Annotated in this window: 27 protein-coding genes; 16 read left to right on the top strand and 11 right to left on the bottom strand. The window is 71.1% G+C overall.

Translation table 11 applies throughout. The annotated features are described in order from the left end of the window. Positions 1-58: 58 nt before the first annotated feature. Genes OWR29_RS34130 through OWR29_RS34120 form a run of 3 tightly spaced genes read right to left on the bottom strand, consistent with a single transcriptional unit; the run spans position 59 to position 2845 of the window. Positions 59-310 (bottom strand): type B 50S ribosomal protein L31, encoded by a 252-nt coding sequence (locus OWR29_RS34130; protein WP_267567535.1) that lies wholly within the window; start codon positions 308-310, stop codon positions 59-61. Further along, complete coding sequence (locus tag OWR29_RS34125) at positions 307-2166, bottom strand: sensor histidine kinase (protein ID WP_267567534.1); 1860 nt, start codon at positions 2164-2166, stop codon at positions 307-309. The genes OWR29_RS34130 and OWR29_RS34125 overlap by 4 nt, the downstream gene beginning before the upstream one ends. Beyond that, positions 2159-2845, bottom strand: coding sequence for a response regulator transcription factor (locus tag OWR29_RS34120; RefSeq protein WP_267567533.1), 687 nt, complete (start codon positions 2843-2845; stop codon positions 2159-2161). Before OWR29_RS34120 ends, OWR29_RS34125 begins: the two co-directional genes overlap by 8 nt. Positions 2846-2947: 102 nt before the next feature. Here OWR29_RS34120 and OWR29_RS34115 point away from each other — a divergent pair, with 102 nt between their 5' ends. The 7 genes from OWR29_RS34115 to OWR29_RS34085 all read left to right on the top strand — a co-directional run bounded on the left by OWR29_RS34115 (position 2948) and on the right by OWR29_RS34085 (position 9591). Beyond that, complete coding sequence (locus OWR29_RS34115) at positions 2948-3493, top strand: hypothetical protein (RefSeq protein WP_267567532.1); 546 nt, start codon at positions 2948-2950, stop codon at positions 3491-3493. Further along, complete coding sequence (locus tag OWR29_RS34110; protein ID WP_267567531.1) at positions 3480-4496, top strand: efflux RND transporter periplasmic adaptor subunit; 1017 nt, start codon at positions 3480-3482, stop codon at positions 4494-4496. The genes OWR29_RS34115 and OWR29_RS34110 overlap by 14 nt, the downstream gene beginning before the upstream one ends. Further along, entirely contained in the window at positions 4493-5155 is a 663-nt protein-coding gene (locus tag OWR29_RS34105) for an ABC transporter ATP-binding protein (RefSeq protein WP_267567529.1), read from the top strand. Before OWR29_RS34110 ends, OWR29_RS34105 begins: the two co-directional genes overlap by 4 nt. Before the next feature lie 76 nt (positions 5156-5231). Then, positions 5232-6383: an ABC transporter permease gene (locus OWR29_RS34100; RefSeq protein ID WP_267567527.1), complete on the top strand. Its 1152-nt coding sequence runs from the start codon at positions 5232-5234 to the stop codon at positions 6381-6383. 106 nt (positions 6384-6489) lie between these two features. After that, entirely contained in the window at positions 6490-7098 is a 609-nt protein-coding gene (locus OWR29_RS34095) for a flavodoxin family protein (protein WP_267567525.1), read from the top strand. 76 nt (positions 7099-7174) lie between these two features. Further along, positions 7175-7948 (top strand): cyclase family protein, encoded by a 774-nt coding sequence (locus OWR29_RS34090; RefSeq protein WP_267567524.1) that lies wholly within the window; start codon positions 7175-7177, stop codon positions 7946-7948. Further along, on the top strand, positions 7945-9591 hold the full coding sequence (locus OWR29_RS34085) for a thiamine pyrophosphate-binding protein (RefSeq protein ID WP_267567523.1): 1647 nt from the start codon (positions 7945-7947) through the stop codon (positions 9589-9591). The genes OWR29_RS34090 and OWR29_RS34085 overlap by 4 nt, the downstream gene beginning before the upstream one ends. A gap of 7 nt (positions 9592-9598) precedes the next feature. Here the strand turns inward: OWR29_RS34085 and OWR29_RS34080 are convergent, their stop codons facing one another. The 5 genes from OWR29_RS34080 to OWR29_RS34060 all read right to left on the bottom strand — a co-directional run bounded on the left by OWR29_RS34080 (position 9599) and on the right by OWR29_RS34060 (position 14254). Continuing rightward, positions 9599-10789, bottom strand: coding sequence for a molybdopterin-binding protein (locus tag OWR29_RS34080; RefSeq protein WP_267567522.1), 1191 nt, complete (start codon positions 10787-10789; stop codon positions 9599-9601). A 180-nt stretch (positions 10790-10969) separates the two neighbouring features. Then, positions 10970-11950 (bottom strand): hypothetical protein, encoded by a 981-nt coding sequence (locus OWR29_RS34075; RefSeq protein WP_267567521.1) that lies wholly within the window; start codon positions 11948-11950, stop codon positions 10970-10972. Beyond that, a complete protein-coding gene (locus OWR29_RS34070) occupies positions 11947-12471 on the bottom strand; it encodes a SigE family RNA polymerase sigma factor (RefSeq protein WP_267567519.1) in 525 nt (174 codons plus the stop codon). The genes OWR29_RS34075 and OWR29_RS34070 overlap by 4 nt, the downstream gene beginning before the upstream one ends. Before the next feature lie 61 nt (positions 12472-12532). Then, positions 12533-13864 (bottom strand): FAD-dependent oxidoreductase, encoded by a 1332-nt coding sequence (locus OWR29_RS34065; protein ID WP_267567518.1) that lies wholly within the window; start codon positions 13862-13864, stop codon positions 12533-12535. 36 nt (positions 13865-13900) lie between these two features. After that, on the bottom strand, positions 13901-14254 hold the full coding sequence (locus OWR29_RS34060) for an STAS domain-containing protein (RefSeq protein ID WP_267567517.1): 354 nt from the start codon (positions 14252-14254) through the stop codon (positions 13901-13903). 271 nt (positions 14255-14525) lie between these two features. Here OWR29_RS34060 and OWR29_RS34055 point away from each other — a divergent pair, with 271 nt between their 5' ends. Beyond that, the gene (locus tag OWR29_RS34055) at positions 14526-14669 is read left to right on the top strand and encodes a hypothetical protein (protein WP_267567516.1); all 144 of its coding nucleotides are present in this window, start codon (positions 14526-14528) and stop codon (positions 14667-14669) included. Here OWR29_RS34055 and OWR29_RS34050 read toward each other — a convergent pair whose 3' ends face one another. Further along, a complete protein-coding gene (locus OWR29_RS34050; RefSeq protein ID WP_267567515.1) occupies positions 14670-15485 on the bottom strand; it encodes a MurR/RpiR family transcriptional regulator in 816 nt (271 codons plus the stop codon). Between the two features lie 72 nt (positions 15486-15557). On the opposite strand from OWR29_RS34050, the gene OWR29_RS34045 reads away from it, so the two are divergent. Both OWR29_RS34045 and OWR29_RS34040 read left to right on the top strand, forming a co-directional pair. Next, a complete protein-coding gene (locus OWR29_RS34045; protein WP_267567514.1) occupies positions 15558-16571 on the top strand; it encodes an ornithine cyclodeaminase family protein in 1014 nt (337 codons plus the stop codon). Next, entirely contained in the window at positions 16568-18262 is a 1695-nt protein-coding gene (locus tag OWR29_RS34040) for an aromatic amino acid lyase (RefSeq protein ID WP_267567512.1), read from the top strand. The genes OWR29_RS34045 and OWR29_RS34040 overlap by 4 nt, the downstream gene beginning before the upstream one ends. A 491-nt stretch (positions 18263-18753) precedes the next feature. On the opposite strand, the gene OWR29_RS34035 is transcribed toward OWR29_RS34040, so the two are convergent. Then, positions 18754-19746, bottom strand: a complete 993-nt coding sequence (locus OWR29_RS34035; protein ID WP_267567510.1) for a LacI family DNA-binding transcriptional regulator — start codon at positions 19744-19746, stop codon at positions 18754-18756. Positions 19747-20023: 277 nt separating this feature from the next. Here OWR29_RS34035 and OWR29_RS34030 point away from each other — a divergent pair, with 277 nt between their 5' ends. Both OWR29_RS34030 and OWR29_RS34025 read left to right on the top strand, forming a co-directional pair. Beyond that, positions 20024-20911, top strand: coding sequence for an amidohydrolase family protein (locus OWR29_RS34030; protein ID WP_267567509.1), 888 nt, complete (start codon positions 20024-20026; stop codon positions 20909-20911). Further along, on the top strand, positions 20908-21402 hold the full coding sequence (locus OWR29_RS34025; protein ID WP_267567508.1) for a cysteine dioxygenase: 495 nt from the start codon (positions 20908-20910) through the stop codon (positions 21400-21402). The genes OWR29_RS34030 and OWR29_RS34025 overlap by 4 nt, the downstream gene beginning before the upstream one ends. Here OWR29_RS34025 and OWR29_RS34020 read toward each other — a convergent pair. After that, positions 21369-22826, bottom strand: a complete 1458-nt coding sequence (locus tag OWR29_RS34020; RefSeq protein WP_267567506.1) for an aromatic amino acid lyase — start codon at positions 22824-22826, stop codon at positions 21369-21371. The genes OWR29_RS34025 and OWR29_RS34020 overlap by 34 nt on opposite strands. Positions 22827-22940: 114 nt before the next feature. Here OWR29_RS34020 and OWR29_RS34015 point away from each other — a divergent pair, with 114 nt between their 5' ends. From OWR29_RS34015 to OWR29_RS34000, 4 genes are read left to right on the top strand one after another with little or no spacing between them, the layout of a single operon-like run. After that, positions 22941-23951 (top strand): ABC transporter ATP-binding protein, encoded by a 1011-nt coding sequence (locus OWR29_RS34015; protein WP_267567505.1) that lies wholly within the window; start codon positions 22941-22943, stop codon positions 23949-23951. Then, a complete protein-coding gene (locus OWR29_RS34010) occupies positions 23951-24601 on the top strand; it encodes an ABC transporter permease (protein ID WP_267567503.1) in 651 nt (216 codons plus the stop codon). Before OWR29_RS34015 ends, OWR29_RS34010 begins: the two co-directional genes overlap by 1 nt. After that, positions 24598-25254 (top strand): ABC transporter permease, encoded by a 657-nt coding sequence (locus OWR29_RS34005; protein WP_267567502.1) that lies wholly within the window; start codon positions 24598-24600, stop codon positions 25252-25254. The genes OWR29_RS34010 and OWR29_RS34005 overlap by 4 nt, the downstream gene beginning before the upstream one ends. Before the next feature lie 11 nt (positions 25255-25265). Beyond that, complete coding sequence (locus tag OWR29_RS34000) at positions 25266-26198, top strand: ABC transporter substrate-binding protein (protein WP_267567501.1); 933 nt, start codon at positions 25266-25268, stop codon at positions 26196-26198. Positions 26199-26306 lie beyond the last annotated feature (108 nt).

Genomic DNA, 26306 nt, shown 5'->3' with positions numbered 1-26306 from the left:
CCCCACTCGGGCGACAAAAAACGCCCGACGTCACAAGGACGCCGGGCGTTGGCTGAAGTTACTTCGAGAACTTCGCGTACTTGGCGTTGAACTTCTCGATGCGGCCCGCGGTGTCGAGGACCCGGGTGCGGCCTGTCCAGAACGGGTGGCTGCCTGCCGAGATCTGCACGTCGATGACCGGGTACGTCTTCCCGTCGCTCCACTCGACCGTCTTCTCACTGGTCTCGGTCGACCGGGTGAGGAATGCGTAGTCCGCGTTGCGGTCGCGGTAGACGACGGTGTTGTAGGCGGGGTGAATGCCGTTCTTCATGTCTCTGTCCTCCCGAGGAGTGCATCGGTCTCAACCACGGTCGGGCCCCTGTTATTTCCGGCTTCGGGAAGACTTATCGTGAAGGTCGAGCCACGCCCATAAGTGCTGGTCACGGTGGCTGTGCCGCCGTGCGCCTCGGCCAGTTTGCGGACGATCGAGAGACCCAGGCCACTTCCGCCGGTCCGCCGGTTGCGGCTCTTGTCGGCCCGCCAGAAGCGCTCGAAAATCAGCTCCCGGTGTTCCGCCGCGATCCCTTCGCCGGTGTCGGCCACGTCGATCCGAACCAACCCCTTTCCCGTACGGGCGGAAAGCGTCACCCGGCCGCCGGCCGGCGTGTGACGGATGGCATTGGCCACCAGATTCCCGACCGCCTGGCGTAAACGCACCGGATCGGCGTGCACCGATCCGTTCGACGGTTCCACCACCATTTCCACCCCGGCCCGGTCGGCCGACGCCGCGAACGCATCCGATGTCGCCCGCAGCAGCTCGTCCACCCCGACCAGCGACCGCGACAGCCGCAACTCGCCCGCGTCGAACGCCGCCAGATCCTGCAGGTCGTCGATGACGTGCTGCAGCAGCAGCGCCTCCTCGAGCAGGGACGCGGTCAGTTCCCGGTCGAGCGGCACCACGCCCTCGTCGGCCGCCTCGAGCCAGCCCCGGATGTTGGTCACCGGGGTGCGCATCTCGTGCGCGACGTCGCCCACCATGGCCCGCCGCAGCTGCTCGACCTCGTGCCGACGCTCGGCCATGGCGTTGAAGGCCGTGCCGAGCCGGGCGATCTCGTCGCGGCCGGTCACCGCGACCCGGGTGCCGTCGTCGCCGTCGCGCATCCGCCCGGCGGCGGCCGTCAGCGCCCGCAACGGCCGGACCATCCGCACGCCGACCAGCGTCGTCACCCCCACCGCGACCAGCAGCACCAAGCCGGCGACGCCGATGACCCGGGCGCGGTTGGCCGGCGACAGGTCGAAGCCGGGGGCGGCCGGCGCGCCCGGGGTGGTGACGAAGAGCAGCGCGGCGGGGGCGACGTAGCCGGCGAGCTGTTCGCGGCGCGACGCGGCCAGGCAGTCGGCCACGGCGCCGGCTCGGCTCTCACCGGCGCGCGCCGCGTCCTGGTCGGCCCAGGTCCAGGTGTTGTCCAGACCCACGCGTACGGCGGGAAGCCTTTGACGTTCGAGGCAGGCCGCAACCAGGGTGTCGAGCCGGCGCAACGCGCGTTTCTCGGTGGCGGTCGGCTCGGCCAGCACGGCGCGGGGACGGGCGCAGGCCAGATCGGTGGAGAGATCACTGCCCGGGGTGTCGACGCGGGGACGGCCGCTGGGCTGCTCGACGACGACGGCGTTGCGGAAGACGGACCGGGCCTGGTCCGGAGCCGGCCCGGGCGGGGGTTCGCGCAGGCAGCCGGCCACCTGGGAGGCGACGGCCCGCAGGCCGGCACGTTCGGCCGGGGTGAGCCGGAACGGGCCGACCGCGCGGGCGTCGATGCGGTCGTCGTGGGCCGCCGGCAGCAGGGTGGTGTCCACGCCAAGTGCGTCCACGGTCGCCGAGACCCGGGTGGGCAGTGCGCCGGGCGCCGAATCGGCCAGTGGAGTGCGGACCCGGTCGGTCAGGGCGATGCGATGGCCCGTACGGGAAGCAAGGTCTTGAACCAACGGCCCGACGCCGGACCAGTCACGGTGCGTCGCCGCATAGCCCAGCAGGGCGTCGTAGACGCGCGCGTCGTCGGTCAGCGCCTGCACCTGCTCCTGCTGAATGGCCCGCGTGGTCGTGCGGACGGCGAGCCAGGCCGTCGCCGCGATGGAGAGCACCGACACGACGGCCGACAGCGCGAGCAGGCGAAGCAGCAGGTGGCTACGCATCGGCGAGCTTGTAGCCGACGCCGTAGACGGTCACCAGCCGCACGGGGTTCTGCGGGTCGGCCTCGATCTTCCGGCGCAGATTCATCACGTGCACGTCGACCGTGCGGGTCGTCACGTACGAGTCGTAGCCGTGCAAGTGGCGCAGCAGTTGCTCACGGGTGAAGACGCGGCCGGGCTCGGTGACCAGCGCGCACAACAGCTGGAACTCCCCCGGCGTGCAGGTCACCGGCCGGCCGTCGGCCCGCACCTCGTGCCGTACGGGATCGACCTGCAGATTGCCCAGCCGGAGCACGGGATCGGCGGGCCGGGCGGCCGGCTTGGTGCGGCGCAGCAACGTCCGAACGCGGGCCGCCAGCTCGCGCGGGCTGTACGGCTTGGTCATGTAGTCGTCGGCGCCCAGGTCGAGACCGAGCAGCAGGTCGTCCTCGGCCCCGCGGGCGGTCAGCACGAGGATCGGCAGGTCGGAGTCGCGGCGCAGGATCCGGCACACGTCGAGCCCGTCCACCCGGGGCATCATGACGTCGAGGATCAGCAGGTCGGGCGGGTTGCGGCGGGCCTCGTCGAGCGCGGCCCGGCCGTCCGGGACGACCAGCACGGCGTGGTTCTCGTGCTCGAGGTAGCGGCGCAGCAGTTCGGCCTGTTTCGGGTCGTCCTCCGCCACCAGCAGGTATGCACACACGGCGGCGAGTCTAGGACCGGCCGTCAGCCGCGAACCGGCACGGAACGGCAGCACTACGGGATCACAACAGGTCTCTGACAAGTCGCGGCCAGAGTGCTCGCCATGTCCCCACGACGATTGCTTCTGGCGGCCGCGCTTCTGACGACAGCCTGCAGTGCCACCCCGGCCTCGCAGGATCAGGTTGCGACGCTGGAGAGTGCCGCCCCGCCACCTGCTTCCACCGCGCCCGCGTCCGATCGGAAGGGCCGCCCCCAACTGCGGCTCGACACGAGTGACGAAGAGGCGCAGCGGTTCTGGACCGCGTACGAGGACTGCCTCGTCGCGCACGGGGTCAAGGTCAACCCGGTGGATCAGCCGGGGCCGGCCGGGCCGGGGCGGCGCCTCGACCAGAGCGGCGAGCCCAAGTCGGCGTACACGGCCTGTCAGGGGAAGTTGCCGTTGCCGCCGCCGGAGTTGGACGACGAGATCAACCCGCGGTACGCGGCCCAGTGGAACGACAACGTCCGGTGCCTGCGCGAGCACGGACTCATGGTGCACGTGACCGAACCCGGTTCGTGGACGTACGACGACGGTGACCACCCGATCCCCGGCAACCAGGACGAGCTGGAGAAGTCCTGCCTGCTGGAGGCCTTCGGTGCGAAGAAGTAGCGTCGTCGTCCCGGTGGCGGCGGCGCTGCTGGTGGCCGGGGGCGGCACGTACGCGGTGGTGCGGCACCGGCCGGCGCCGGTCGAGGCCGCGAGCGACCCGGTCCTGGCCACCACCCGGGTCAGGCGGGTCGACCTGAGCGACACCCGGACCCTGCCGGGGACGCTCGGCTTCGGGGCGGCCCGCACGATCAAGGGCACGGGCGACGGGGTGCTGACCAAGCTGCCCGCGGCCGGTTCGTCGATCGTGCGCGGCAAGCGGCTCTTCCGCGTGAACGACCAGCCGGTGACGGTGTTCTACGGCAGCACGCCGATGTTCCGCGCGATCGACAAGACCGGCCTGACCGGCAGCGACGTGCGGCAGCTGCGGCGGAACCTGGACGTGCTCGGGTACCGGACGTGGGCGCGGCACCGGGAGGTCGCCGACCAGCCGCTGCTCGACGCGCTCAAGCGCTGGCAGAAAGACCTGAAGCTGCCCGCGCCCGGGGTGCTGCGGCCCGGCCAGGTCGTCGTGGTCGACGGGCCCGGGCGGGTCGACACGGTGACGGCCGCGCTGGGCGACCCCGCGGCGGGTCCCGTGCTGACCATGACGAGCACGAGCAAGGTCGTCACCGTGCCCATGAGTCCCACTGATGCGGGCACCGTGCGTACGGGAACGAAGGTGACGGTCGTGATGCCGGACGGGAAGCCGGTGGCCGGGAGCGTCACCGCGGTCAGCCGTACGGTGAGTGAGTCCGAGGACGGCGCGCCACCCAAAGTCACGGTGGTGGTGAAGCCGGCGCGAGCCGACTACGACGCGGCGCCGGTCCAGGTGAAGCTGACGACGATCACCCGCAGGAAGGTGCTCGCGGTTCCGGTCGGCGCTCTCGTGGCCCTGCGCGAGGGCGGGTACGCGTTACAACGGCCCGACGGCTCGCTGGTCCCGGCCCGGACCGGAGTCTTCGCCCGCGGCATGGTCGAGGTCAGCGGCGTCGCCGAAGACACCGCGGTGGTGACCACCCCATGACCGCCGTCCTCGATCTGGCCGGCGTCAGCCGCGTCTACCCCGGCGGCGTGACGGCCCTCGACGATGTCACGCTGACGATCGCGAGCGGCGACCTGGTGGCCGTCGTCGGCCCGTCCGGGTCGGGCAAGTCGACGCTGCTCAACATCATGGGCACGCTCGACCGCCCGACCAGCGGCACCATCCGCATCGGCGGCGACGACGTCACGGGCTTCTCCGACCGCGCGCTCTCGTCGCTGCGGGCCCGCCGCCTCGGCTTCGTCTTCCAGCAGTTCCACCTGACCGAGACGCTCACCGCGGCCGACAACGTCCAGGTCGGCCTTCTGTACGCCGGGGTGCCGCGCCGCCGTCGCCGGGCGCTCGCCGAGCAGGCGCTCGACCGGGTCGGCCTGGCCCACCGGTTGGATCACCGCCCGCACCAGCTCTCCGGCGGAGAGAAGCATCGGGTGGCGATAGCGCGGGCCCTGGCCGGCTCGCCCGACCTGGTGCTGGCCGACGAACCCACCGGCGCGCTCGACTCGGCCACCGGCGAATCGGTGCTGTCGCTGCTCATGACCCTGCATGCCGAGGGCGCGACCATCGTGGTGATCACCCACGACCGTGACATCGCCGCCCGCCTGCCCCGCCAGGTGGTCATGCACGACGGCCGGGTGGTCCGGTGATCGCCGACCTGCTCCAGCTGGGCCTGCAAGGGGTGCGCTCCCGCAAGGCGAGGGCCGCGATGTCGGCGGTGGTCCGGTGATCGCCGACCTGCTTCAGCTCGGCCTGCAGGGGGTGCGCTCCCGCAAGGCGCGGGCCGCGATGTCGGCGCTGGGCATCGCCATCGGCGTGGCCACGATGATCGTCGTGACCGGCATCCCGGCCGCCAGCCAGCGGGCTCTGGACGAGCGGTTGGCCGCGCTGGGCAGCAACATGCTGCGCGCCGCTCCCGTGTCGGCCGGCGGTCAGCCGTCGCCGCTGCCCGCCGAGTCGGTGGACATGGTGGCCCGGGTCGGCCCGGTGACCCAGGTCAGCGCGGTGGCCAACGTGCACGCCGTGGTGCGCCGGTCCGACCTGGTCGACCCGTTCGACGGCTCGGGCCTGACCGTCCTGGCCGGCCGCACCGATCTGCTGGCGGCGGTCAACGGCCGCGTCGCCGCCGGCACGTTTCTTTCGGCGGCCAGCTCGTCGTTTCCCACGGTGGTGCTGGGGGCCGAGGCCGCCGCCCGGCTGGGGTCGCCGCCGCAGGTGAGCATCGGCAACCGCTGGTTCACGGTGATCGGCACGCTCGCGCCGGTTCCGCTGGCGCCCGACATCGACCAGTCGGTGATCGTCGGCTGGGACGCCGCCCGCTCGTGGCTGGCCTTCGACGGTCATCCCACGGTTATTTACGTACGCTGCCACGAGCGCGCCCTGGAAGACGTGCGCACGGTCCTGCCGGCCACGATCAACCCCGCGCTGCCCGGCCTGGTCCAGGTCAGCCGCCCGTCCGACGCCTTGACCGCCAAGCGGGCCGCCGCCGAGACGTTCGGCTCGCTGCTGCTGGCCCTGGCCGCCGTGTCCCTGCTGGTCGGCGGGGTCGGCGTGGCCAACACGATGATCGTCGCCGTGCTGGAACGCCGCCGCGAGATCGGCCTGCGGCGGGCGCTGGGCGCTCACCGCTCGCACATCCGCCTGCAGTTCCTCACCGAGTCCACGATCTTGTCGCTGCTGGGCGCCGCGGCCGGCACGCTCATCGGGATGATGGCGACATCCGGATACTCGGTGTATCTGAGTTGGCCCGTCGTCGTGCCGGTCTGGACCATCGCCGCCGGTCTGGCCGGCTCCGTCGTCATCGGGGTAGTGGCCGGCCTGTTCCCCGCCATGCGAGCGGCCCGCCTCCTTCCGACCGAGGCGTTGCAAGCCCCTTGACCACCCCGTCGGTGTCTTGGCGGGCCGCTTCACCGTCATTCGGGCGCCCGCCTCTGCCCCGACCGGCTCGGGGTTTGGCCACACCGGCACCGGGCACGCAGGGGCCATGACGACATTGCGTGCCCTGGTGCTGGGCTGTTCTCTCAAATCGGGTTCGCAGGAGTCGAGCAGCGAACTGCTGGGCCGGCAGATCCTGGACGCCCTGGCCGACCACGACGTGGACGGCGAACTGATCCGCGTAGTTGACCAGAACGTCAAGTTCGGCGTGAGCACCGACGAAGGCGACGGTGACGGGTGGCCCGCCGTACGGGAAAAGATTCTGGCTTCTCAGATTCTGGTGATTGCCACCCCCATCTGGCTGGGTCAGCCGTCCAGCGTCACGAAGATGGTTCTCGAGCGCCTGGACGCGGAACTCTCCGAGACCGACGCCCAGGGTCGTCCGTCCATGTACGACAAGGTCGCCGTGGTTGGTGTGGTCGGCAACGAGGACGGCGCCCACCACGTGATCGCCGAGGTCATCCAGGGCCTGAACGACGTCGGCTTCACCATTCCGGCCGCCGGCTCGGCCTACTGGGTGGGCGAGGCGCTGGGCAAGGTCGACTACAAGGACGCCGGCCCCAAGCCCGACACCACCGGCGAGTCGGTCAAGAGCCTCGCCGCGACGGCCGCGCACTTGGCCCACGCCCTCGCCAAGACGCCGTACCCGGCCGAATAGATCCACCCTCGCGCCGGACGCCGCACCGGTCGTAGTCTGCTGGCGTCGTGGCGGTGATCACAGGGGTGGAGATGCTGTGGGCATTCTGAGTCAGCTTGTGGACGCGGTGCGGACCGGATCGGTGGAAGTGGTGGACCTGACGGCTCCGCTCTCGAGCGAGACGCCGATCCTGCAGCTGCCGCCGCCATTCGCCAACACGGTGAACTTCAAGCTCGAAGAGATCAGCCGCTACGACGACCGCGGGCCGGCCTGGTACTGGAACGACATCCACACCGGCGAGCACACCGGAACCCACCTCGACGCGCCCGTGCACTGGGTGACGGCCAAGGACGGCAAGGACGTATCGCAGATCCCGCCGATGGAACTGGTGGCGCCCGCGGCCATCATCGACGTATCCGAGCGGGTCGCCGGCGACCACGACTTTCTGCTCGAGATCGACGACGTCCGTGCGTGGGAGGCCGAGAACGGGTCGCTTCCGGTCGGTGGGTGGCTCCTGGTGCGTACGGGATGGGACGCGCGCTCGGCCGACCAGGCCGACTACCTCAACGCGAACGAGACCGGGCCGCACACGCCGGGCATCTCGGTCGAGTGCGCGAAGTGGCTGGCCGAGGAGGCGCCGGTGATCGGGGTGGGCGTCGAGACAGTCGGCACCGACGCCGGGCAGGCGTTCGGGTTCGACCCGGCGTTCCCGTGCCACTCGTACGTGCTGGGAGCGGGCAAGTACGGCCTGACCCAGCTGCAAAATCTGGCCGTGCTGCCGCCCACCGGCGCCGTCGTGATCGCGGCGCCGCTGCCGATCGTCGGCGGGTCGGGCAGCCCGACGCGCGTGCTGGCCCTGGTCGAACGGTGACCACCGTCGCCGAGGTGGTCGGCGCGACGTTGGCCTCGCTGGGCGCCACGCACGTGTTCGGGGTGGTCGGCAGCGGCAACTTCCACCTCACCAACGCGCTGGTGGCGCACGGGGCCCGCTTCGTGGCCACCCGGCACGAAGGAGGCGCGGCGACGGCTGCCGACGCCTTCGCCCGGGTGTCGGGGCAGGTCGGCGTGGTCAGCGTGCACCAGGGGTGCGGCCTCACGAATGCGATGACCGGACTGACCGAGGCGGCGAAAAGCCGTACGCCATTGGTTGTTCTGGCCGCCGAGCCGGCCGCCACTGCGCTGCGCTCGAACTTCCGGGTCGATCAGGACGCGCTGGCGATCGCCGTCGGAGCGTCGAGCGAACGCGTGCACGGCGCGGCCACTGCTGTCGCCGACACCGTGCGGGCGTGGCGCCTGGCCGCCGACCAGCGCCGTACGGTCGTACTCAATGTGCCTTTGGACGTTCAAGCCTTGCCCGCGGAGCTGACCGCGCCGCCGGCGGTTATACGGACCACGCCGCCACGGGCCTCCGACGAGGCGGTTGCGGAACTGGCCGAACTGCTCGCCGGAGCGGCACGCCCGGTCTTCATCGCCGGCCGGGGCGCTGTGGAAGCCCGCGAGCCGCTTCGGGAGCTGGCGGCCTCGTGCGGCGCGTTGCTGGCGACCTCGGCCGTGGCGCGCGGGCTGTTCGCGGGCGACCCGTGGAGCCTCGATGTGTCGGGCGGGTTCGCCACACCGCTCGCGGCCGAACTGATCAGCGACGCCGACGTCGTGGTGGCGTGGGGCGCGTCGCTGAACATGTGGACCACCCGGCACGGCGCGCTCGTCTCCCCGGACGCGACGGTGATCCAGGTCGACCTCGACCCGGCGGCGCTCGGGGCTCACCACCGCGTGGACCTGGGCATCACTGGCGACGTGGGCGCGACCGCCCGTGCCCTGCTGCAGTCCGGCACGGATGAGCGGTTCCCCACGGTTCCGGGCTATCGGACGGTAGAGACACTTGACCGGATCGTCGCCGAGGGCCGGTGGCGCGACGTGTCGTACGACGACGAGGGCGACGACACCCACGTCGACCCGCGGACGTTCAGCATCGCCCTGGACGACCTGATCCCGCGCGAGCGCGTGGTGGCCGTCGACTCCGGCAACTTCATGGGCTACCCGGCGGCGTACCTGTCCGTGCCCGACCGCCACGGCTTCTGCTTGACCCAGGCGTTCCAGTCGATCGGGCTGGGCCTGGCCACCGCGCTAGGCGCCGCCTTGGCCGCGCCGGACCGAGTCCCGGTGGCGGCTTGCGGCGACGGCGGCTTCCTGATGAGCATCGCCGAGCTGGAGACCGTCCGAAGACTGGGCCTCGGCATGCTGATCGTGATCTACAACGACAACGCATACGGCGCCGAGGTGCACCACTTCGGACCGCACGGCCATCCGCTGTCGACGGTCGTGTTCCCCGAGACGGGCCTCGCCAGCATTGCCCGGGGTTATGGCTGCGAGGCCGTGACCGTGCGCCACCCGGCCGACCTGGCGCCGGTAGCCGCCTGGCTGGCCGGCCCCCGCAAGGTGCCGATGCTGGTGGACGCCAAGGTCGCCGCCGACCGCCCGTCGTGGTGGCTGGAGGAAGCGTTCCGCGGCCACTGACCCGACCTCACGGCACGGCCAGGAGCTGGGCTGGGCTGCCGTCGGTCCAATGGTCGGGCAGGACGGCGAGGGCGTCGGCTCCGGCCGCGGCGGCCAAGCCCGCGGAGCCGCCGCCGGGCAACAGCTCGGCTACTGGCCCACTGAAGCGGACGGGCGCGATGCGCGTGCCCCCGGGCACCAGCTTGGCCGAACCGGTCACGGACGCGGTCGGTAGCGGGCGGGATGGACGACCGGCCAGCGCGGCCAGCAGGGGTTCGAGCAGGGTGAGGGCGGCGACCAGTCCCGCGTAGGGGTTGCCGGGCAGGCTCACCACCCACCGCCCATCCGGGAACACGGCCAGCCCCTGCGGATGCCCCGGTCGGCAAGCGACCCCACGGACCAGCCACTCGGCGCCCATCTCGTCAAGCAGCGAGTGCAAGTGATCGGCGGCACCCGCCGACGAAGAGCCGCTGACCACCAAAACGTCGCCACGCCCAGCGCCCAGCGCGGTTCGCATGTGGCCGGCGTCGTCGCTCAGATGCCGGCTGATTCCCACGGCTCCACCGGCCCGATCGGCGACGGACTGCACGATCCCGGTGAAGCTGTCGCGCACCTGCCCATGCCCCGGCCGCCCCGACATGACGACCTCGTCCCCGGTAACCAGCAGCTCGACCACCGGCCGCCGATGCACCCGCACAACCTCAACCCCAGCCTGAACCGCGGCCGCCGCCACAGTGGCCGTGACAACGCGCCCCGCCTCGGCGATCAGCGCCCCCACCGCCACGTCGTCCCCCGCCCGCCGGATGTGCTTCCGCGGCCCCCGAGTCCCGGTGACCACCACCCCGTCCCGACGGCAGTCCTCGTAGGGCACCACAGCCTCAGCCCCTCCCGGAACCGCCGCCCCCGTGGCGATCTCCACCGCGAATCCCGCCCGCAGCCCGCTTCTCCGGTTCCCAGCATCAATCTCGCTCTCGGCTCCGGCCAGGATCAGGCCGATGACGGTCCAGGGGCCGCGGCCGGCGACGGCGTAGCCGTCCATGGCGGCCGCGTCGAAGGCCGGAACGGGCGAGCAGGCGTGGACGGGAGCGGCCAGGATCCGGCCACGGGCTGCATCCGGTGAGACTTCCTCCGGCGGCAACGGGTGGGCCGAGTCGCGCGCGGTTGTGTGGGCGTCGGCCCAGGAGAGGCCGGTCACGGGGCGGCGCGAGGTGGTCTGCACAGCGTCAGTAGACGGGCCGGTCGTGTCGAACCCGTGCCCGGGCGACTGCGGCGTTGCGACCAAGAGCTCACTTCCCCATCGCGGCGTTTGTGATCGCCCCGCCGGCGACCCGTTCCGCCCGGTGTTCCCCCAACACCACGCCGCGAACCTCGAACCGGTATGCGTCGCAAGTGCGATGACTCAAGGCTGCACGTGGATGCTGGTGGCGAGGCGCAAGATCTCGTCCGAGGTCGGTGACGTCGGCTCGTCGGGTTGCCACTCCACCCGCAGGGTGCGGTCACCAGGGAGCTCGACGTTGAGGACGCCGGTGCCGCTGAAGTAGATGGCCGGGTTCCCGTTGACCGTGGTGCGCTCGCCCGGGGCGCCGGCGTCGTCGTCCTCGCCCGGGCCGCCCAGGTGGATGCAGATGCCGGTCGGCTGACGTTCCTTGGCGACGTCGGCGGTGGGGGCCAGACACATGAGGTCGGCGCTCTGGTGCTGCAGCGTGTAGCTGGGCGGAATGACGTCGAAGACGAAGGGCGGCAGCCCGGCGTTGACGCTGCCGCTGGTCAGGCCCCGGGCGAACCGGAGGACGTCGGCCTCGGTGCGCTTGCCGAAGCTCAGCACCTGCACCCACCGCTTGTCGGCCAGCTGCCAGCGCACGCCCACGTACCGCTCGCCGGCGGCGGCCCCGTCGAACGAGCCGGACGCGTGTACGGAGGCCGGCCGCCCGTTCACCGTGGTCTCGTGGACGTCGGTGGCCTCGACCTCCCAGTCGGCCTGCAGCGGGCCGACCTCGGCGCTCAGCACAGACGTGCCGCGCTCGTAACTCAGGTGAGAGTTGGGCCCGAGGCGGCTCACCGTCCGCTCGCCGGCATCGGCGGGCACCCAGCTCGGGCGCAGCGGGAAGTCCGGCTTCGACCAGGACGGGTGCACCCACTCGACGGTCGGCGTGACCGCGGGCGGTTCGGGCGTGCGCTGATCGCGCTGGGACAGCAGCGGTGGCAGCGCAGCGACGGCGGCCAGCGCGACCGCGGCCGCGCCGACAGTGGCGGCCCGCTGCCGGCGACGGCGGCGCCACACCCCGGCGGCCACGCTTTCCCACAGGTCGGGGTCGGGCGAGGAAGCGGGCCGGGCGGCATGCTGCTGCAGAGTCACCCGCAGGTCGTCTTCGATGGTCACAGCTTCGCTCCCGGCAACGTGGACGACTCGGCGGACGGGTGCGCCGGCGGCGGCGCGAGGTCGGTGCGCAGGCGGGCGAGGCCGCGGGCCGCGTGGACCCGGACCGTGCTGGCTGTGCAGCGCAGCACCTCGGCGATCTGGCGGTCGTCGAGATCTTCGTAATAGCGCAGCACCAGGACGGCCCGCTGGGCCCGGGTCAGGCCACCCAGGCGCGTCCACAGCTCGTCACGGGCGGCCTGCTGATCGGCGAAGTCGCCACGGACCTGATGGTCGTCCGGAATCTCGGCCGGAGTCTCCGAACTGGAGCGCCGGCGCAGCCACGACACATGCGACCGCACCAGCGCGGTGCGTAAATAGTGGTCGGGCTGATCCATTCTTATCTTGGGCCAGCGCCGGTACGCCTTGACCAGCACCTCTTGCACCAGATCCTCGCCGAGGTGGCGGTCGCCGCAGAGCAGGAACGCGAAGCGGCGCAGCGAGTCACCCCGCGCCCGCACGTACTCTTCGAACCCGCTGTGCACTGGCCCTCCCCCGAGGTTTTCGCCCTTCACCGGGAAAGACGCCGCGAGCCCCCGAAGTTGCTTACCTGGCTCCGAAATCCGCCAGAACAGAAGCGAGTTCGTCGCGGGTGGGGCCGGGATGGGCCGGGGCCCGCCAGCCGCTCGCGTAGATCTCCCGCACCCGCGGTTCCACCTCGTCGAGCGAGCCCGGCAGCGCCTCCATCGCCATGTACGGGCCGACCACACGCCACAGCGACGGGTCGGCCTCGGTCGCCTCCATGATCAGGTCGCTCGGCAGGCGGCGTGTCACGTCGACGTCGCCGCCGTCCCAGCGGCGCAGCAGGTCGGCGTCCCAGTAGACGTGATCCTCGTACCAGGGCCGGACGTTGGCCGTGCACCACACATCGAACGCCAGCGCCGCCGCCTCCGGGTCGCCCGGATGCTCGTCCAGCTGCAGCAAGAGATTGACCGCCTGCCGCATGGCGACCGCGATGCCCCGCCCGGCCGACGGATTGGTCGTGCAGACCGTGTCGCCCACGTGCAGCAGCCCCGGCAGTCCCACCCCGCCGTTCCCGTCCAGTTGCCCTCGGTACGTGTTGTGGAGCCGTCCACCCGGCAGGACCGGCGTGATCGGGTGGCTCCGGTCGGGGGTCACCCAGCCGGCCAGCGCGGGCACGGCCAGGGCGGCCGCCTGGAACGCGTCGTCGAAGCGGAGCGCGGAGAACCGGCGGTCGTCCGCGGGCCGGATGAACAGGGCCGAGAACGTGCGGTTGTCCTGCAGGAACACCGCGACCAGGTAGCCGCTCAGCGTCTGGATGATGCCGACCGGTGCGTTCATCGGCCCGAGTTCGGCGCCCGGCAGCAGGCTGTACTGCCTTGACACGTACGCCAGACCGCAATCGCCGCCGTCGGCCGGCCCGCGCAGATCAGCCGCCAGCCGGGCCGACCGGCCCGACGCGTTGATCACCAGCTCGGCCGGCAGCTCACGCCCGTCCACCCGCAAGCCCGCCGCCCGCCCACCGGCCCGAAGCACGTCGTCGACGTGGCCGCGCACCAGATCGACGCCCGGCTCCCGCTCGGCGAAGGCGCGCAGCACCCGCTCGAACACCGCCCGCCGGCAGCGCAAACCGGGCGGCGGCGCCGGCAGCCCGTTCCCGCCCTGGAAGACGACCAGCTCGGCCCCGGCCGCCGTCAACGCGTCCAGCACCTCGGGCATCTCGGCCTGGAAGGCGGCGCCGATCTGCGGCCGGAACCCGTGCGGGTGGTGGAACTGCATCACGCCGCGGCGGTCCCAGCTGCCATCGGCGGCCGGCCCGCCGTCGCGATCGACCACCGTGACCCGTTGCCCGCGACGGGCGAGCGCCACCGCGCAGAACAGCCCGGCCGGCCCGGCCCCCACGACAGCGACTTCCATCGGGCGAGCCTAGGCCCGTACGAGCTCAGATCCTGCTCACCGTCGGATGACCGACCCCTCGGGCACCCCGGCCAGCGCCAGCCGCGACGCCAGCTCGGGGCCGGGATTGACGATGAAGACGGCCACGGCGTGGTCCTCGCCGACGACGCAGGCCGCGATGAGCGTGCCCACGTTGATCGGGTCCAGGGTGGTGACCTCGGTCAGATCGAGGACGAGCCGCAACGGCCGGACCCGCCGGACGGTGCGCACGACGAGCTGACGCAGCTCGACCGCACAGTCCACTCCGACGTCGCCGCGCAGGGCGATGATCACGCTGCCGTCGTCCGCCGTGCTGGACTCGACGTCTCCGGCGCGCGCGGGACCGCCAGCCGTAACCGGCTGTTCACTCACGCGACCACCATAGGAGACCTTTCGTCCCGTCAACATCCACCGGGCAGCCGATGGAGATGGGGTGGCATCAATGGGGGATCAGACTCGCCGACACCGTCCGTAGCGTCACCGGCATGGACTTCAAGCGGGGATCAGCACTGCTGGCGGCGGTCGCCGTCCTGGCCACCACCGGGTGCGCGGATGACGCACGAAGCGGATCGGCGAGCCGCTGCTGACCGAGCGCCACAAGGAGGACGAGCCCGTAGTCACCGGCCTGAGCATCAACGCCGGGATGATCGGGGTGAAGGCGTACGGCACAAGCACGAAGGGCACCCGCGCCTGCCCCGACCTCAAGCTCTTCTACCGGTACGAGTTCCAGGGCGACGGCTTCAAGCTGGCCTGGCGCGACTGGGGCCCCGGCGAGAAGTGCGAATGATCAGTGCGTCCAGCGCTCGGTGAGCGCCTCGTGCGCCTCGAGCCGCTGCTGGGTGCGCTGCGGGTCGGTGCCGGCGATCGCGTCGAGCAGGCTGATCGCCAGCACCACGACGGCGGCGTGCGAGTCGAAGATGAGCCCGGTGCCGACCGGTGCCACCAGCAGCACGTCGGTGTCGTCGGCGAACGGGACCAACGGGCTGTCGGCAACTACGACCGTGGCCAGGCCTAGTTCGCGCGCCAAGCCGATGGCGGCGACCGTGGCCGCCGGGTAGCGCGGCATCGCGAAGAACAGAGCCGCGCGGGCGCCCTGCTGATGCAGTTGCAACACGGCATCGTCGAGGCTGCCGGCGTCCGTGTGCACCGAGACAGCCGGTAAAGCCCGCCGCGCGAAGTAACCGAAGTACTCGGCCAGCGCCGCCGAGGCCCGTACGCCGATGACACCGAGGGGCGACGTCGAGGCCAGCAACCGTACGGCCGAAGCCATCGCATCGCCGCCGAGCTCACGCCGCAGACCGGCCAGATTGTCGAGCTCCTGCCCGAGGGCGTCGACGCCACCCTGCCGGGGCTCGGCCGGAGCGGTCAGCACCACCTCGCGCATCGCCGCCCGGAATTCGGGATAGCCCGCGAAGCCGAGCGCGGTCGCGAGCCGTGTGACCGTCGGCTGGCTGACGCCGGCCTGCTCGGCGATCTCGATCGTGGACAGGAAGGCCACGTCAGGGAACATGCCCAGCATGCGCTGCACGATCTGCCGCTGACTGGGCGAGAGGCGATGGCGCTGCGCGAGGTCGAGAAGCCAGTCCTCGGCGCGATACGTCACAACACCCCGCCTCAGCCGAACCATCATGAGAAGCTGAATACTCTCAAACACCTAGGCTATATGGTGCATCACATGATTCAGGAGATCTGGCTCCGGTTTCTCAACGGCGCCGACATCGACGGCCTGAACCTGGGCTCCGCCGACGTGATCGGCGCGGTGGAGGACGTCGTAGCTGCGCACGGCCGCGGCGAGACGGTTTTCGAACCCCGTACGCACCTCGTCCCCAACAACGGCGGAGCCGGCCACTTCAACGTGCTGCGCGGCCACGTCGACACCCTCGGCGAGCGCGGACTGAGCGGTGTGAAGGTGGTCGGCGACTTCGTGCCGAACTACCTGCAGGGCCTGCCCAGCGAGCTGGCGATGATGACCGTCTTCGACCCCACGAACGGCGTGCCGCTCGCGGTCATGGACGCCACGCTGATCACCGAGGTCCGGACGGGCGCGATGACCGCCGTCGGCGCGAAATACCTGGCCCGCAAGGACTCGAAGGTGCTCGGGCACGTCGGCGCGCGGGGCACGGCGTTCGCCAACGTCACGATGCTCGACAGCCTGTTCCCGCTCGAGGAAATCCGGATCACGAGCCGCCGTCCCGAATCGCGGGAGGCGTTCGCGGCACGGCTGCGCGAGGTCACGTCGACGCCGGTGCGCGCCGTGGCCACCGCCGACGAGGTGTTCGACGGCGCCGACATCCTGGTCGAGGCTTCCCGGCTCGAAGAGCCAACCCCGCTTCTGCGTACCGCGGCAGTGCGGCCCGGTGCTTTCGTGGTTCCCTACGGCACGGTCAGCGCCGTCGAACTCGACCTGCTCGACGTCATGGACAAGGTCGTGGTGGACGACTGGCGCGAGTCCCGCTCGGGCCGGTTCGGCAGCCTGCGCGCGCACGTCGACACCGGCCGCCTGACCGAGCAGAACCTGTACGCACAGATCGGCGAGATAGTCAGCGGCCAGAAGCCCGGCCGCGAACGCGACGACGAGCGCATCCTGTTCTGGCACCGCGGCCTCTCGATCCTCGACGTGGCCCTGGCCCACCTGATCCTGACCCGAGCCGAGGCCGCCAACGTCGGCACAACGCTGCGCTACCGATGAAGCACGTAGTCATCCACAAGCGGCAAGAACTTGACCGTACGGTCATCTTGGCGGTCGCCCGGGGCAACTGCCAGCTGGAACTGGCCCCCGAGCTGATCGCCGCGCTCACCGAAAGCCGCCGCTCCGCCCTGGCCGACCTGGCCGGCCGAGTCGTCTACGGCGTGAACACCGGCATGGGCGCCATGTCCGGCCTACGCCTGGACGCCGAAGCCCAGCGCCGCCACCAGGACAACCTCATGCTCGGCCGCGCGGTCGGCTCCCCACCCTGGCTACGCCGCGACCATGCCCGCGCCCTGTTCGCCGCCCGCCTGCGCACCTTCCTCGACCCGGCCGCCGGCGTCTCGCCCGAGCTGTGCCGCCACCTCACCGCCGTCCTCAACGCCGACGTCATCCCCGCCATCCCGGCCCACGGAAGCGGCGCCGCCGGCGAAATCATCCCTCTGGCCCACGCAGGAGCCGCTCTCTTAGGGGCCGGCCAGGTCCTCGAGGACGACCCGCTTCCCGACCCGAGCCCGGCTTCCAGCCAGTCTGAAGCCGCCAACCCAGGCCAAGCCGGTGGCGCGGGGCAGATTGGCGGCACAGGGCAGGCCGGCGGGTCAGGGCGGGCCGACGGCGCAGGGCAGGGCGGCGGCACAGGGCAGACCGAACGCGCGGGCCAAACCGGCGGTGTAGTCCAGACCGACGGCGCAGGGCGAGCCGGCGGTGCGCCGCAAGTTCGCTGGGCGGGCCCGCCTCGGGACGCCAGTCCGGTGGCGGTCGACGCGGAGCCGGCGCTGACGAAAGCGGGTCTGGCGCCGACTTCGTTCGGGCCGAAGGAGGGCATCGCCTTCCTGGAGGGCGTGCCCGGACTGACCGGGCTGGCCGTGCTGGGAAGCGCCGCCGCTCACACGCTCATCGGGCAGCTCATCGTGGGGGCAGCTGCCTCGCACACGGCGATCCGGGCCAGCCTCGATCCGTTGCAGGCCGCGCTGGCCGACAGCGACGAACTGGGGGCTGTGCTCAACGAGCTGCGGCGTCGGCGGGGCGAGGGCGAGCCCGGGGCGCTGCAAGCTCCGGTCTCGTTCCGGGTCACCGCACCCGCCCTGGCCGTGGCTCAGCGAGCGGTCGAAGCGCTCGACGCCGCCATCGACCGTTCCCTGAACGCGGTCACCGACTCCCCCGCCCACCTCGACGGCGAGTTCGTCGGCACCTTCGGCTTCGCCGGCACCGACCTCACAGCGGCCCTCGGCGCGCTCACCACAGCTTTGGTGCACCTGGCCGAGCTGGGCGCGGCCCGCCTGCACCGCCTGCTCGACCCGAGAGTCACCGGCCTGGCCCCTCAGCTCTCCCACTCCCCCGGCCTGCACGCCGGAATGGCCGCCGTCCACAAACGCGCCGCCGGCGTGACCCACCGCCTACGCCGCTTCGCGCTACCAACTCTGACCGGCGCCATCGAGACTTCGCTGGGCCAGGAGGACGTGCAGAGCTTCGGCTTCGAGGCCGCCGAATGCCTGGACGAGGTGCTGACCGGCCTACGCGACGTCTTGGCCGCCGAGTTGCTCGCCGTCATACAAGCCCAGCGCCTGGGCGCCCCGCGGAGCCCCGCGCTGAACGACCTGGACGCCGCCCTACCGCCCGGAACCGCCGACCGCCCCTTCGGCCGCGACATGGACCACATCATCGACCGCCTGGCCGGCGGCTGGCCAACCTGAGCCCCGATCAGCACCACGGCAGCGTCCAGACGGCGAACCCCCGCCACGGCGTCCACGCCCGAGCGATGCCCTCATCCGCGGCAAGGCGCTGGACGCAACGACACACACGGATGACACGGCCCGCCGATGTCCTAACCCCACGGCTGCCGGCAGGGTCGCCCTCTTGCTGACGAGCTCGTCCGGGTGATCGACGAGCTCACGCAGACCCAGCGCCGTGCTCACCCAGATCAGCCAGCGATCCCGTCCAGCCTGTCAACAAGTCCAGGCGTGCGCCCGCGCACAGGTAGATCTGGCAGCAAGCCCGTCCGGCCTGTCACAAAGCTCGCGCACCGCTCACGACGAGCCCGCCCTGTCTGTCGACCCGGCTCGTGCGGAACTGGGCGCCGAGCTCGTCCTGGGCGGCATCGAGCGGCTTCGCGAGCGACATGTTGATTGCTCATGTGTACGTGTTGACGTGTGTATCAACATGTACATGTCGTCAATATTGACCGTCAATATGACTGGTGCGGGACGCCGGTGGAGCCGCGGACTACCAGCTCGGGGCGGAACAGCGGCGCGCCGCCGGGTGACTCGAGTTGCTCTACCGCCGCGGCCACTATGGCGTCCTCGTCCCAGGCCATGGTGGTCAGGCCGGGCTCGACCAGGACGGCCAGCTGATGGTCGTCGTAGCCGATCACCGACAAGTCTTCGGGGATGCGCAGGCCGGCGTCCCGGGCGGCACGGTAAACCGCGAAGGCCAGCGAGTCGCTGAGGCAGAACACGCCGGTCGGGCGGTCGCGGGCCGCCAGCAGCGACGACACCACGTCGATGGCGTCGGCGGTGGCGGCCGGCGCGGAGATCGCCACCAGCTCGATGCCGAGTGTGCCGGCGATCGTCGGTGCGAGCAGTTGGGCCGGTCGGCCCGGCGTCGACGGCAGCGCGGGCGCGAGCAGTCCGACCCGCTGGTGGCCGAGGTCGGCCAGGTGCGCGAGGGCCGCGCGTACGCCGAATTCGTTGTCGAACAGGACGCTGCCGCTGCCTGCCCGGGCCGTCAGGGCGTCGCCGATCGACACGACTGTGACCTCGTCGCCGAGCAGTTGCCAATAGCTTGCCGTGGGGTCGACCGGGGAGACCAGCGCACCGTCGACGCGCTGGGCGGCGAACTGCTCGACGATCCGGCGTTCGAGCTCCGGGTCGGCGTCAGCGTCAGCGATCGTCGCGAAGCGGCCCTCACGGCGCAGAGCGCGGGTGAGCAGCACCGAGAAGTCCTGCTGCCACAGGTCGCGCAGCGAGCCGGAAACCCCGACCCAGCCCGTACGCCCCGAGGCGAGCGCCCTGGCGATCGGGTCGACTGTGTATCCGAGCTCGTCAGCCAGTTCGCGAACCCGCTGAATGGTGGCCGGCGACCCACGCAGGCCTCGCAACGCGTACGACGTGGCAGCGAGCGACAGCCCGGCCGCTGAGGCCAGGTCCTGAAGCGTCCGTCGCCCCGGCTGCCTCGACACCGGCCGACAGTAACACCGGCCGGCCCGCCCCCACGCCCCCTAACCGCCCGACTCACCTGCGGGTCGACAAGCGCCCGTTTTCACATCCAGGGGCCAGCCAATCCCGTGAGCAGCACTCGTGGACGGCCCACCCGTCCGAGGACCGCCATTGCGGTGAGCCGCCAGCTGCGAGCAACCAAGTGAAATCCCGGTGCCCGGGAACACATTGCCAAAGTGGGGAGGGAAGCGCTTCACTTAGAGCCGGAGTGAAGCGCTTCCCTAGCCGTGAGGAGGGCCTATGGTGATCGACTGCCACCAGCACCTGTGGCCGCCTCGGCTGGTTGAGGCCCTGCGGCGCCGCGAGGCTTTTCCGTATCTGCGCGGGTGGACGCTTCATCTGGCCGGCGAAGATCCGTACGAAGTGAACCCCGCAGCCCACGACGTCGAGCTTCGCCGTCGGCGGGAGCCGAGCGATCGGGCCCTCATCTCGCTCTCCTCCCCGCTCGGCATCGAGCGCCTGCCCGCCCACGACGGCCGCGAGCTGATCGACATCTGGCACGAGAGCGCGCTCGAGCTGGGCGAACCCTTCGAGGTCTGGGCGGCCGCCTCCGTCACCGAGCTCGACCCGGACGGGCTGGCCAAGGTGCTGCGGGAGGATCGCGTGGCCGGGCTGCAGCTGCCGGCCACCGCGCTGGCCGATCCGGCCGGCATCGCGCACGTCGGCCCGCTGCTCGCCGAGGCGGAAAGGGCGGGCAAACCGGTGCTCGTGCATCCGGGGCCCGCGCCCGCCAGCGATCCGGGTCTGCCGGCCTGGTGGCCCGCCCTGGTCCCGTACGTGTCGCAACTGCACCAATCCTGGCTGGCCTGGCACGTCTGCGGCCGCCCGCTGCATCCACAGTTGCGCATCGGTTTCGTCGCTCTCGCCGGGCTGGCGCCGCTGCATCACGAACGTCTGGCGGCTCGTGGCGGCGCCTTGGGTGCGCTCGACACCGGCGTTTTCTACGAGACCTCGTCGTACGGCACGCGCGCGATCGACGCGATGGTGCGCGTTGTCGGTGTCGACCCGCTTGTCTCCGGCTCCGACCGCCCGTACGCCGAAGCCGTTGACCCTGACCTGGGCGCGGCCTTCACGCATGCGCTTTTCCGCGCCAACCCGCACCGCTTTCTCACAGGAGGGCTGCCATGACCGTGTTGCCGGCTCCGCCCGGTCGCGTGCTCGACACGCGGGAACTCAAGCGCTGGGTCGCCGATTTCGCGGCGCAGCCGGAGTTGTGGGAGCACCTGGTGCGGCACGACACCGGCGGACGGCACTACGCGTCGGTGTACCGCGACAGCGACATCGACGTCTGGGTGCTGTGCTGGAACGTCGTCGACGACACCGGCTGGCACGACCACGACACGTCCTCGGGCGCGGTCGCCGTCACCCGGGGCGCGGTCACCGAGGCCACCCCGCGCATGGGCGGCGAACCGGTCACGCGCGTGGTCGACGCCGGCCGGACGTTCGCGTTCGGGCCCGACCACATTCACCGCATGGGCGGGGCGGTCGACGGCTCGGTGTCGATCCACGCGTACTCGCCGCCGCTGTGGCGCATGGGGCAGTACTCGATCAGCCGCTCGGGCGTGCTGCGCCGCAAGGCGGTCAGTTACGCCGACGAGCTCAGGCCCATCGACGAGTAGTCGAGCACCGCACCCAGCCTCGGCAACAGTTCGGCCGCCCGTTCCAGGTCGGCGCCCAGCGGACGGTCCTCCTCGGACGGGTCGAGCGCCTCGTTGGCCATCTCGAACGCGTCGCGCAGCGGCCCGGCGGTGAGCCGGCCGGGCGCCATGCGCAACGCGCGAACAGCTGCGAGCAGTTCCGCCGCCAGCAGCGTCGGCGCAAGTTGCGTCATAGTGCGCAACGAACGTGCACCTTGCGTCGCAAAGCTTGCATGTTCCTCCAGTCCGAGCGAGATGCTGAGCGTGCCGGCCGCGGTCGGCGTCATGCCCACGCGGATCTCGGTGAGCAGGTCCTGGACGACGTACTCGCTGATCATCAGGCCGGAGCTGCCGGCCGGACCGGCCGCCAGGAACGCCCGCAGACCGGTCAGATCGGGGCGCATGAGCAGACCCAGACGCGCAGTCGAGAGCGACAACACGGGCAGGAAAGCCCCGCGCACCGCGTCCAGTTGCGAGGCCAGCGTCGCCGTGTGGAACTGCCCGTGATGCCGTACGCCGTCCGGGGTGACCAGCGGGTTCTCGACGGCCGCGTTGAGCTCGGCGGTCACCGCGTCGTCCAGGGACCGGGCGGCGTGGATGGCGGGCGCCGTGACCTGCGGCAGAACGCGCAGGCCGAACGGGTCCTGGATGCGCACGGGAGCCACGCTGCCCGCCACGAGCCGGCTCATCAGCCGCGCCACCTCGACCTGGCCGGGATGCGCCCGATTGCGGTGCACGTTCACGTCGTACGCCTCGGGGTTGCCCCGCAACGCCAGGAAACTCAGCGCCGCCACCACCACTGACGCCCGTACCTGGCTCTGCATCTTCTGCAGCGCCCGGGCCGCCGTCGCCACGGTGAGCGCACTGGAACTGATCATGGGCAGCGCGTCGGTGGCGCCGAACGTGGTGACCGGCCCCTTGCCGTCGCGCCACGGCCGCTCGCCGGCCAGCGTGAGGCTCAGCTCGGCCAGCGCGGCCAGGTCGCCGGTGCCGATGGCGCCCCACGAGTGGATGGCCGGCACCGCGCCGTCGTGCAGCGCCGCGGCCAGCGCCTCCGCCACCTGACGAGACACCCCGGAACCGCCGGCCAGGATCTGATTGAGGCGTACGGCCATCATCGCCCGGGCCGTGATGTCGTCCTCGAGCGGTCCGACCGCCGCACAGTGACTGCGCAACAGCCGCAGGCCGCGCTCCTCGTCGTCGGCCGTCCGTTCGTGCCGATTGGCGCCGACGCCCGTGTTCGCGCCATAGACTGCGCCCTGCGCCCGCGCTTGCTGCAGCATCGCGTGCCGACCCTCGACCCGGCGCAACGCGGCCGGATCGACCTCGACCCCGGAACGTCCGGAAGCGATCGCCAGGAGGGCGGTCACGGTCAGCCCGCGGCCGTCGAGTCGTTCTACCTGCATAACGCCACCATCAACGCTTGTTTCTGAACCGTAACGGCTCCCCCGGGCCGTTGACATCCTATTCACTACCCCTGAAGTATGAATAGTGGTATTCACTCGCTAGCCTGGAGCGCCATGATCACATTCGATGACGTCGTGAAGGTCTATCCCGGCGGCGGCACCGCAGTCGATCACGTCTCGCTCGAACTCCCCACCGGTAAAACTACGGTGTTCGTCGGGCCGTCAGGCTGCGGAAAGACCACATCCCTCCGCATGATCAACCGAATGATCAGCCCCACCTCGGGCCGCGTGCTCATCGACGGCCAGGACGTCGCCGGTCAGGACGAGGCCCTGCTGCGGCGCGGCATCGGCTATGTGATCCAGCACGCGGGCCTCTTCCCGCACCGTACGGTTCTCGACAATGTCGCCACCGTGCCGGTGCTCCTGGGTAAGACGCGCCGCGAGGCCCGTACGGCTGCCCTGGAGCTGCTCGAGCGCGTGGGTCTCGCCCCCGAGTTCGCCAAGCGTTATCCCGCCCAGCTCTCGGGCGGTCAGCAGCAGCGCGTCGGCGTGGCCCGGGCGCTGGCCGCCGACCCGCCCGTCATGCTGATGGACGAGCCGTTCAGCGCGGTCGACCCGGTCGTCCGCGAGCAGCTGCACCGCGAGTTCCTGCGCCTGCAGAAAGACCTGGGCAAGACCATCGCCATGGTCACGCACGACATCGACGAGGCCATCAAGCTGGGCGACGTGGTCGTGATCTTCCGTCAGGGCGGCGTCGTGGCGCAGGTCGGCACCCCGCAAGAGCTGCTGGCCGACCCGGCCGACGAGTTCGTGGCCGAGTTCGTGGGCCGCGACCGCGGTCTGCGCAGCCTCTCCTTCGACACCGCCGCCGAACTGCCGGTGTTGCCCGTACCGGCCGAACTTGTCCTTGACGAAGCAGGGCGCCCGCTCGGCTGGAAGACCGGGGCCGACGACGTACGACCGACCGGTGGCACCTTCACCAGCGCCGACACGCTGCGCCTGGTGGCCGACCTGGCCATCCTGTCGCCGGTCGGCATCGCCGTCCGGGTCGACGCCGACGGGAAGGCCGACGGCATCACGCCGCACCACGACCTGGCCGACTACCTGGCGGCGCGGCGCGGCTGATGATCACTTACCTGTCCAACAACTCCGAGGCCGTGCTGGCCGCGCTGCGTCAGCACATCTGGCTGGCGCTGCTGCCGGTGCTGCTCGGGTTCGTCATCGCGCTGCCGATCGGCTACCTGGGCGTCCGCGTCCCGTGGCTCTACCATCCGCTGGTCAACGTGGCCGGCGTCCTCTACTCGATCCCTTCGCTGGCGCTGTTCGTGTTCCTGCCGGTGGTGCTGGGCACCAAGATCCTGTCGCCGCTCAACATCGTCGTCGCGCTCACTATCTACACCGTGGCACTTCTGGCGCGTACGGTCGCGGACGGCCTGCGTTCGGTCGACCCCCTGATCACCGAGTCGGCCACGGCCATGGGCTACCGCCGGTTCCGGCGGCTCGTCGACGTCGAGCTGCCGGTGGCGCTGCCGGTCATCCTGGCCGGCCTGCGGGTGGCCACGGTGGCCAACATCAGCCTGGTCAGCGTGGGTGCGCTGATCGGCGTGGGCGGGCTCGGGCAGCTGTTCACCCGGGGCTTCCAGCTGTTCTACATCGAGCCGATCCTGGTCGGCATCATCCTGTCGGTGCTGCTCGCGGGCATCGCCGACGGGGTGATCGTGCTGATCCAGCGGGCGGTCACCCCGTGGACCCGATTCCAAGGGGGCCGGGCGTGAACCTCGACTACCTGTTCGACGCGGCACACTGGGACTTCAGCGCGGGCAGCATCCCGCAGCTGATCCTCTCCCATCTCTGGTACGTGTTGCTGGCGCTGGCCATCGGCACGGTGATCGCGCTGCCGATCGGCCTGTACATCGGGCACACCGGGCGCGGCTCGTTCATCGCCATCAACGCGGGCAACGCCGGCCGGTCGCTGCCGACGCTCGGCCTGCTGATGCTCATGGTCACGCTGCTCGGCCTGGGCCTGCTCCCGGTGCTGATCGCCTTGACCGTCCTGGTCATTCCACCGATCCTCACTTCCGCGTACGCCGGTCTGCGCTCACTCGACCAGCGGGTGGTCGACGCCGCCCGTGGCGTGGGCATGCGGCCGTGGCAGGTGCTCACCCGCGTCGAGCTGCCGATGGCGCTGCCGGTGCTGATGAGCGGCTTCCGCAGCGCGGCGCTGCAGGTGGTTGCGACCGCGACCGTGGCCGCCGCGGTCGGCCTGGGTGGCCTGGGCCGCCTGCTGATCGACGGCCTGGCCGTCAACGACTACTCCCGTGTGCTGGCCGGCGCCATCGTCGTCGCGGTGCTGGCCGTTCTGCTCGATCTGGTTCTGGCGTTCGCACAGCGCTGGATCGTTTCGCCCGGTCTCCGGGTATCCCGATGAAAGGTCTGTTCATGAAGCGTTTTGGCCGTTTCTCAGCGGTGACCGCAGCTCTGGCGCTCACCGTTGCCCTCACCGCCTGCGGCGCCGACGAAGACCCGCTGGCCAACGACAACGGCGGCGGCAGCGCCGCACCGGGCACCATCACCATCGGCTCGGCCAACTTCGCCGAGAGCGAGCTGCTGGCCGAGATCTACGCCCAGTCCCTGGAGGCGAAGGGCGTACAGGTCAAGCGGCAGTTCAACATCGGCGCCCGCGAGCTGTACCTCAAGGCGCTGCAGGACGGCTCGATCGACCTGCTGCCCGAGTACAACGGCGCACTGCTGTCGGCGCTGCAGCAGGGCGGCGCGCCCGAGGGCGTCAGCAAGCCCGAGGACGTGCTGGCCGCGCTCAAGAAGGTGCTGCCCGCGGGCACCGAGGTGCTCGAGCAGTCCCCCGCCGAGGACAAGGACACGCTGACCGTCACGCAAGAGACGGCCACCAAGTTCAACCTCAAGACGATCGACGACCTCAAGCCGGTCGCCGGCCAGCTCGTGATCGGCGCCGGCCCCGAGTGGCAGGAGCGCTACCAGGGCCTCAAGGGCCTCAAGGAGCTCTACGGCATCACCTTCAAGGAGTTCAAGCCGCTCGACGCGGGCGGCCCGCTGACCGTCAACGCGCTGGTCAAGAACCAGATCCAGGTCGGCAACATCTTCTCCACCGACTCGTCGATCGCGACCAACAAGTTCGTCGTGCTCGAGGACCCGAAGAACCTCTACCTGGCCGAGAACATCATTCCGCTGATCCGTTCCTCGGCCAACAACCCGACCGTGAGCGGCGCGCTCAACGCCGTCTCGGCCAAGCTGACGACCGAGAACCTGACCACGACGCTGGCCAAGGTGCAGGTCGACAAGCAGGACACGGCCGCGGTGGCCAAGGGCTGGCTGACCGAGAACGGGCTGGTCTGACCGTCAGGTTCAGCTAGCTTCGGCTGGTGAAGGGGGTCGCTTCGGCGGCCCCCTTCGTCTTGCTCCGGCGGCGCCCTCATACGAGGCTGCTTCCCGCCGAATAAGTAG

Origin of the sequence: Paractinoplanes pyxinae (assembly GCF_026626335.1) — a bacterium.
GTDB classification, from domain to species: Bacteria; Actinomycetota; Actinomycetes; order Mycobacteriales; family Micromonosporaceae; genus Actinoplanes; species Actinoplanes pyxinae.
The sequence above is the reverse complement of the archived record's forward strand: the minus strand, read 5'-3'. Positions and strand labels throughout refer to the sequence as shown.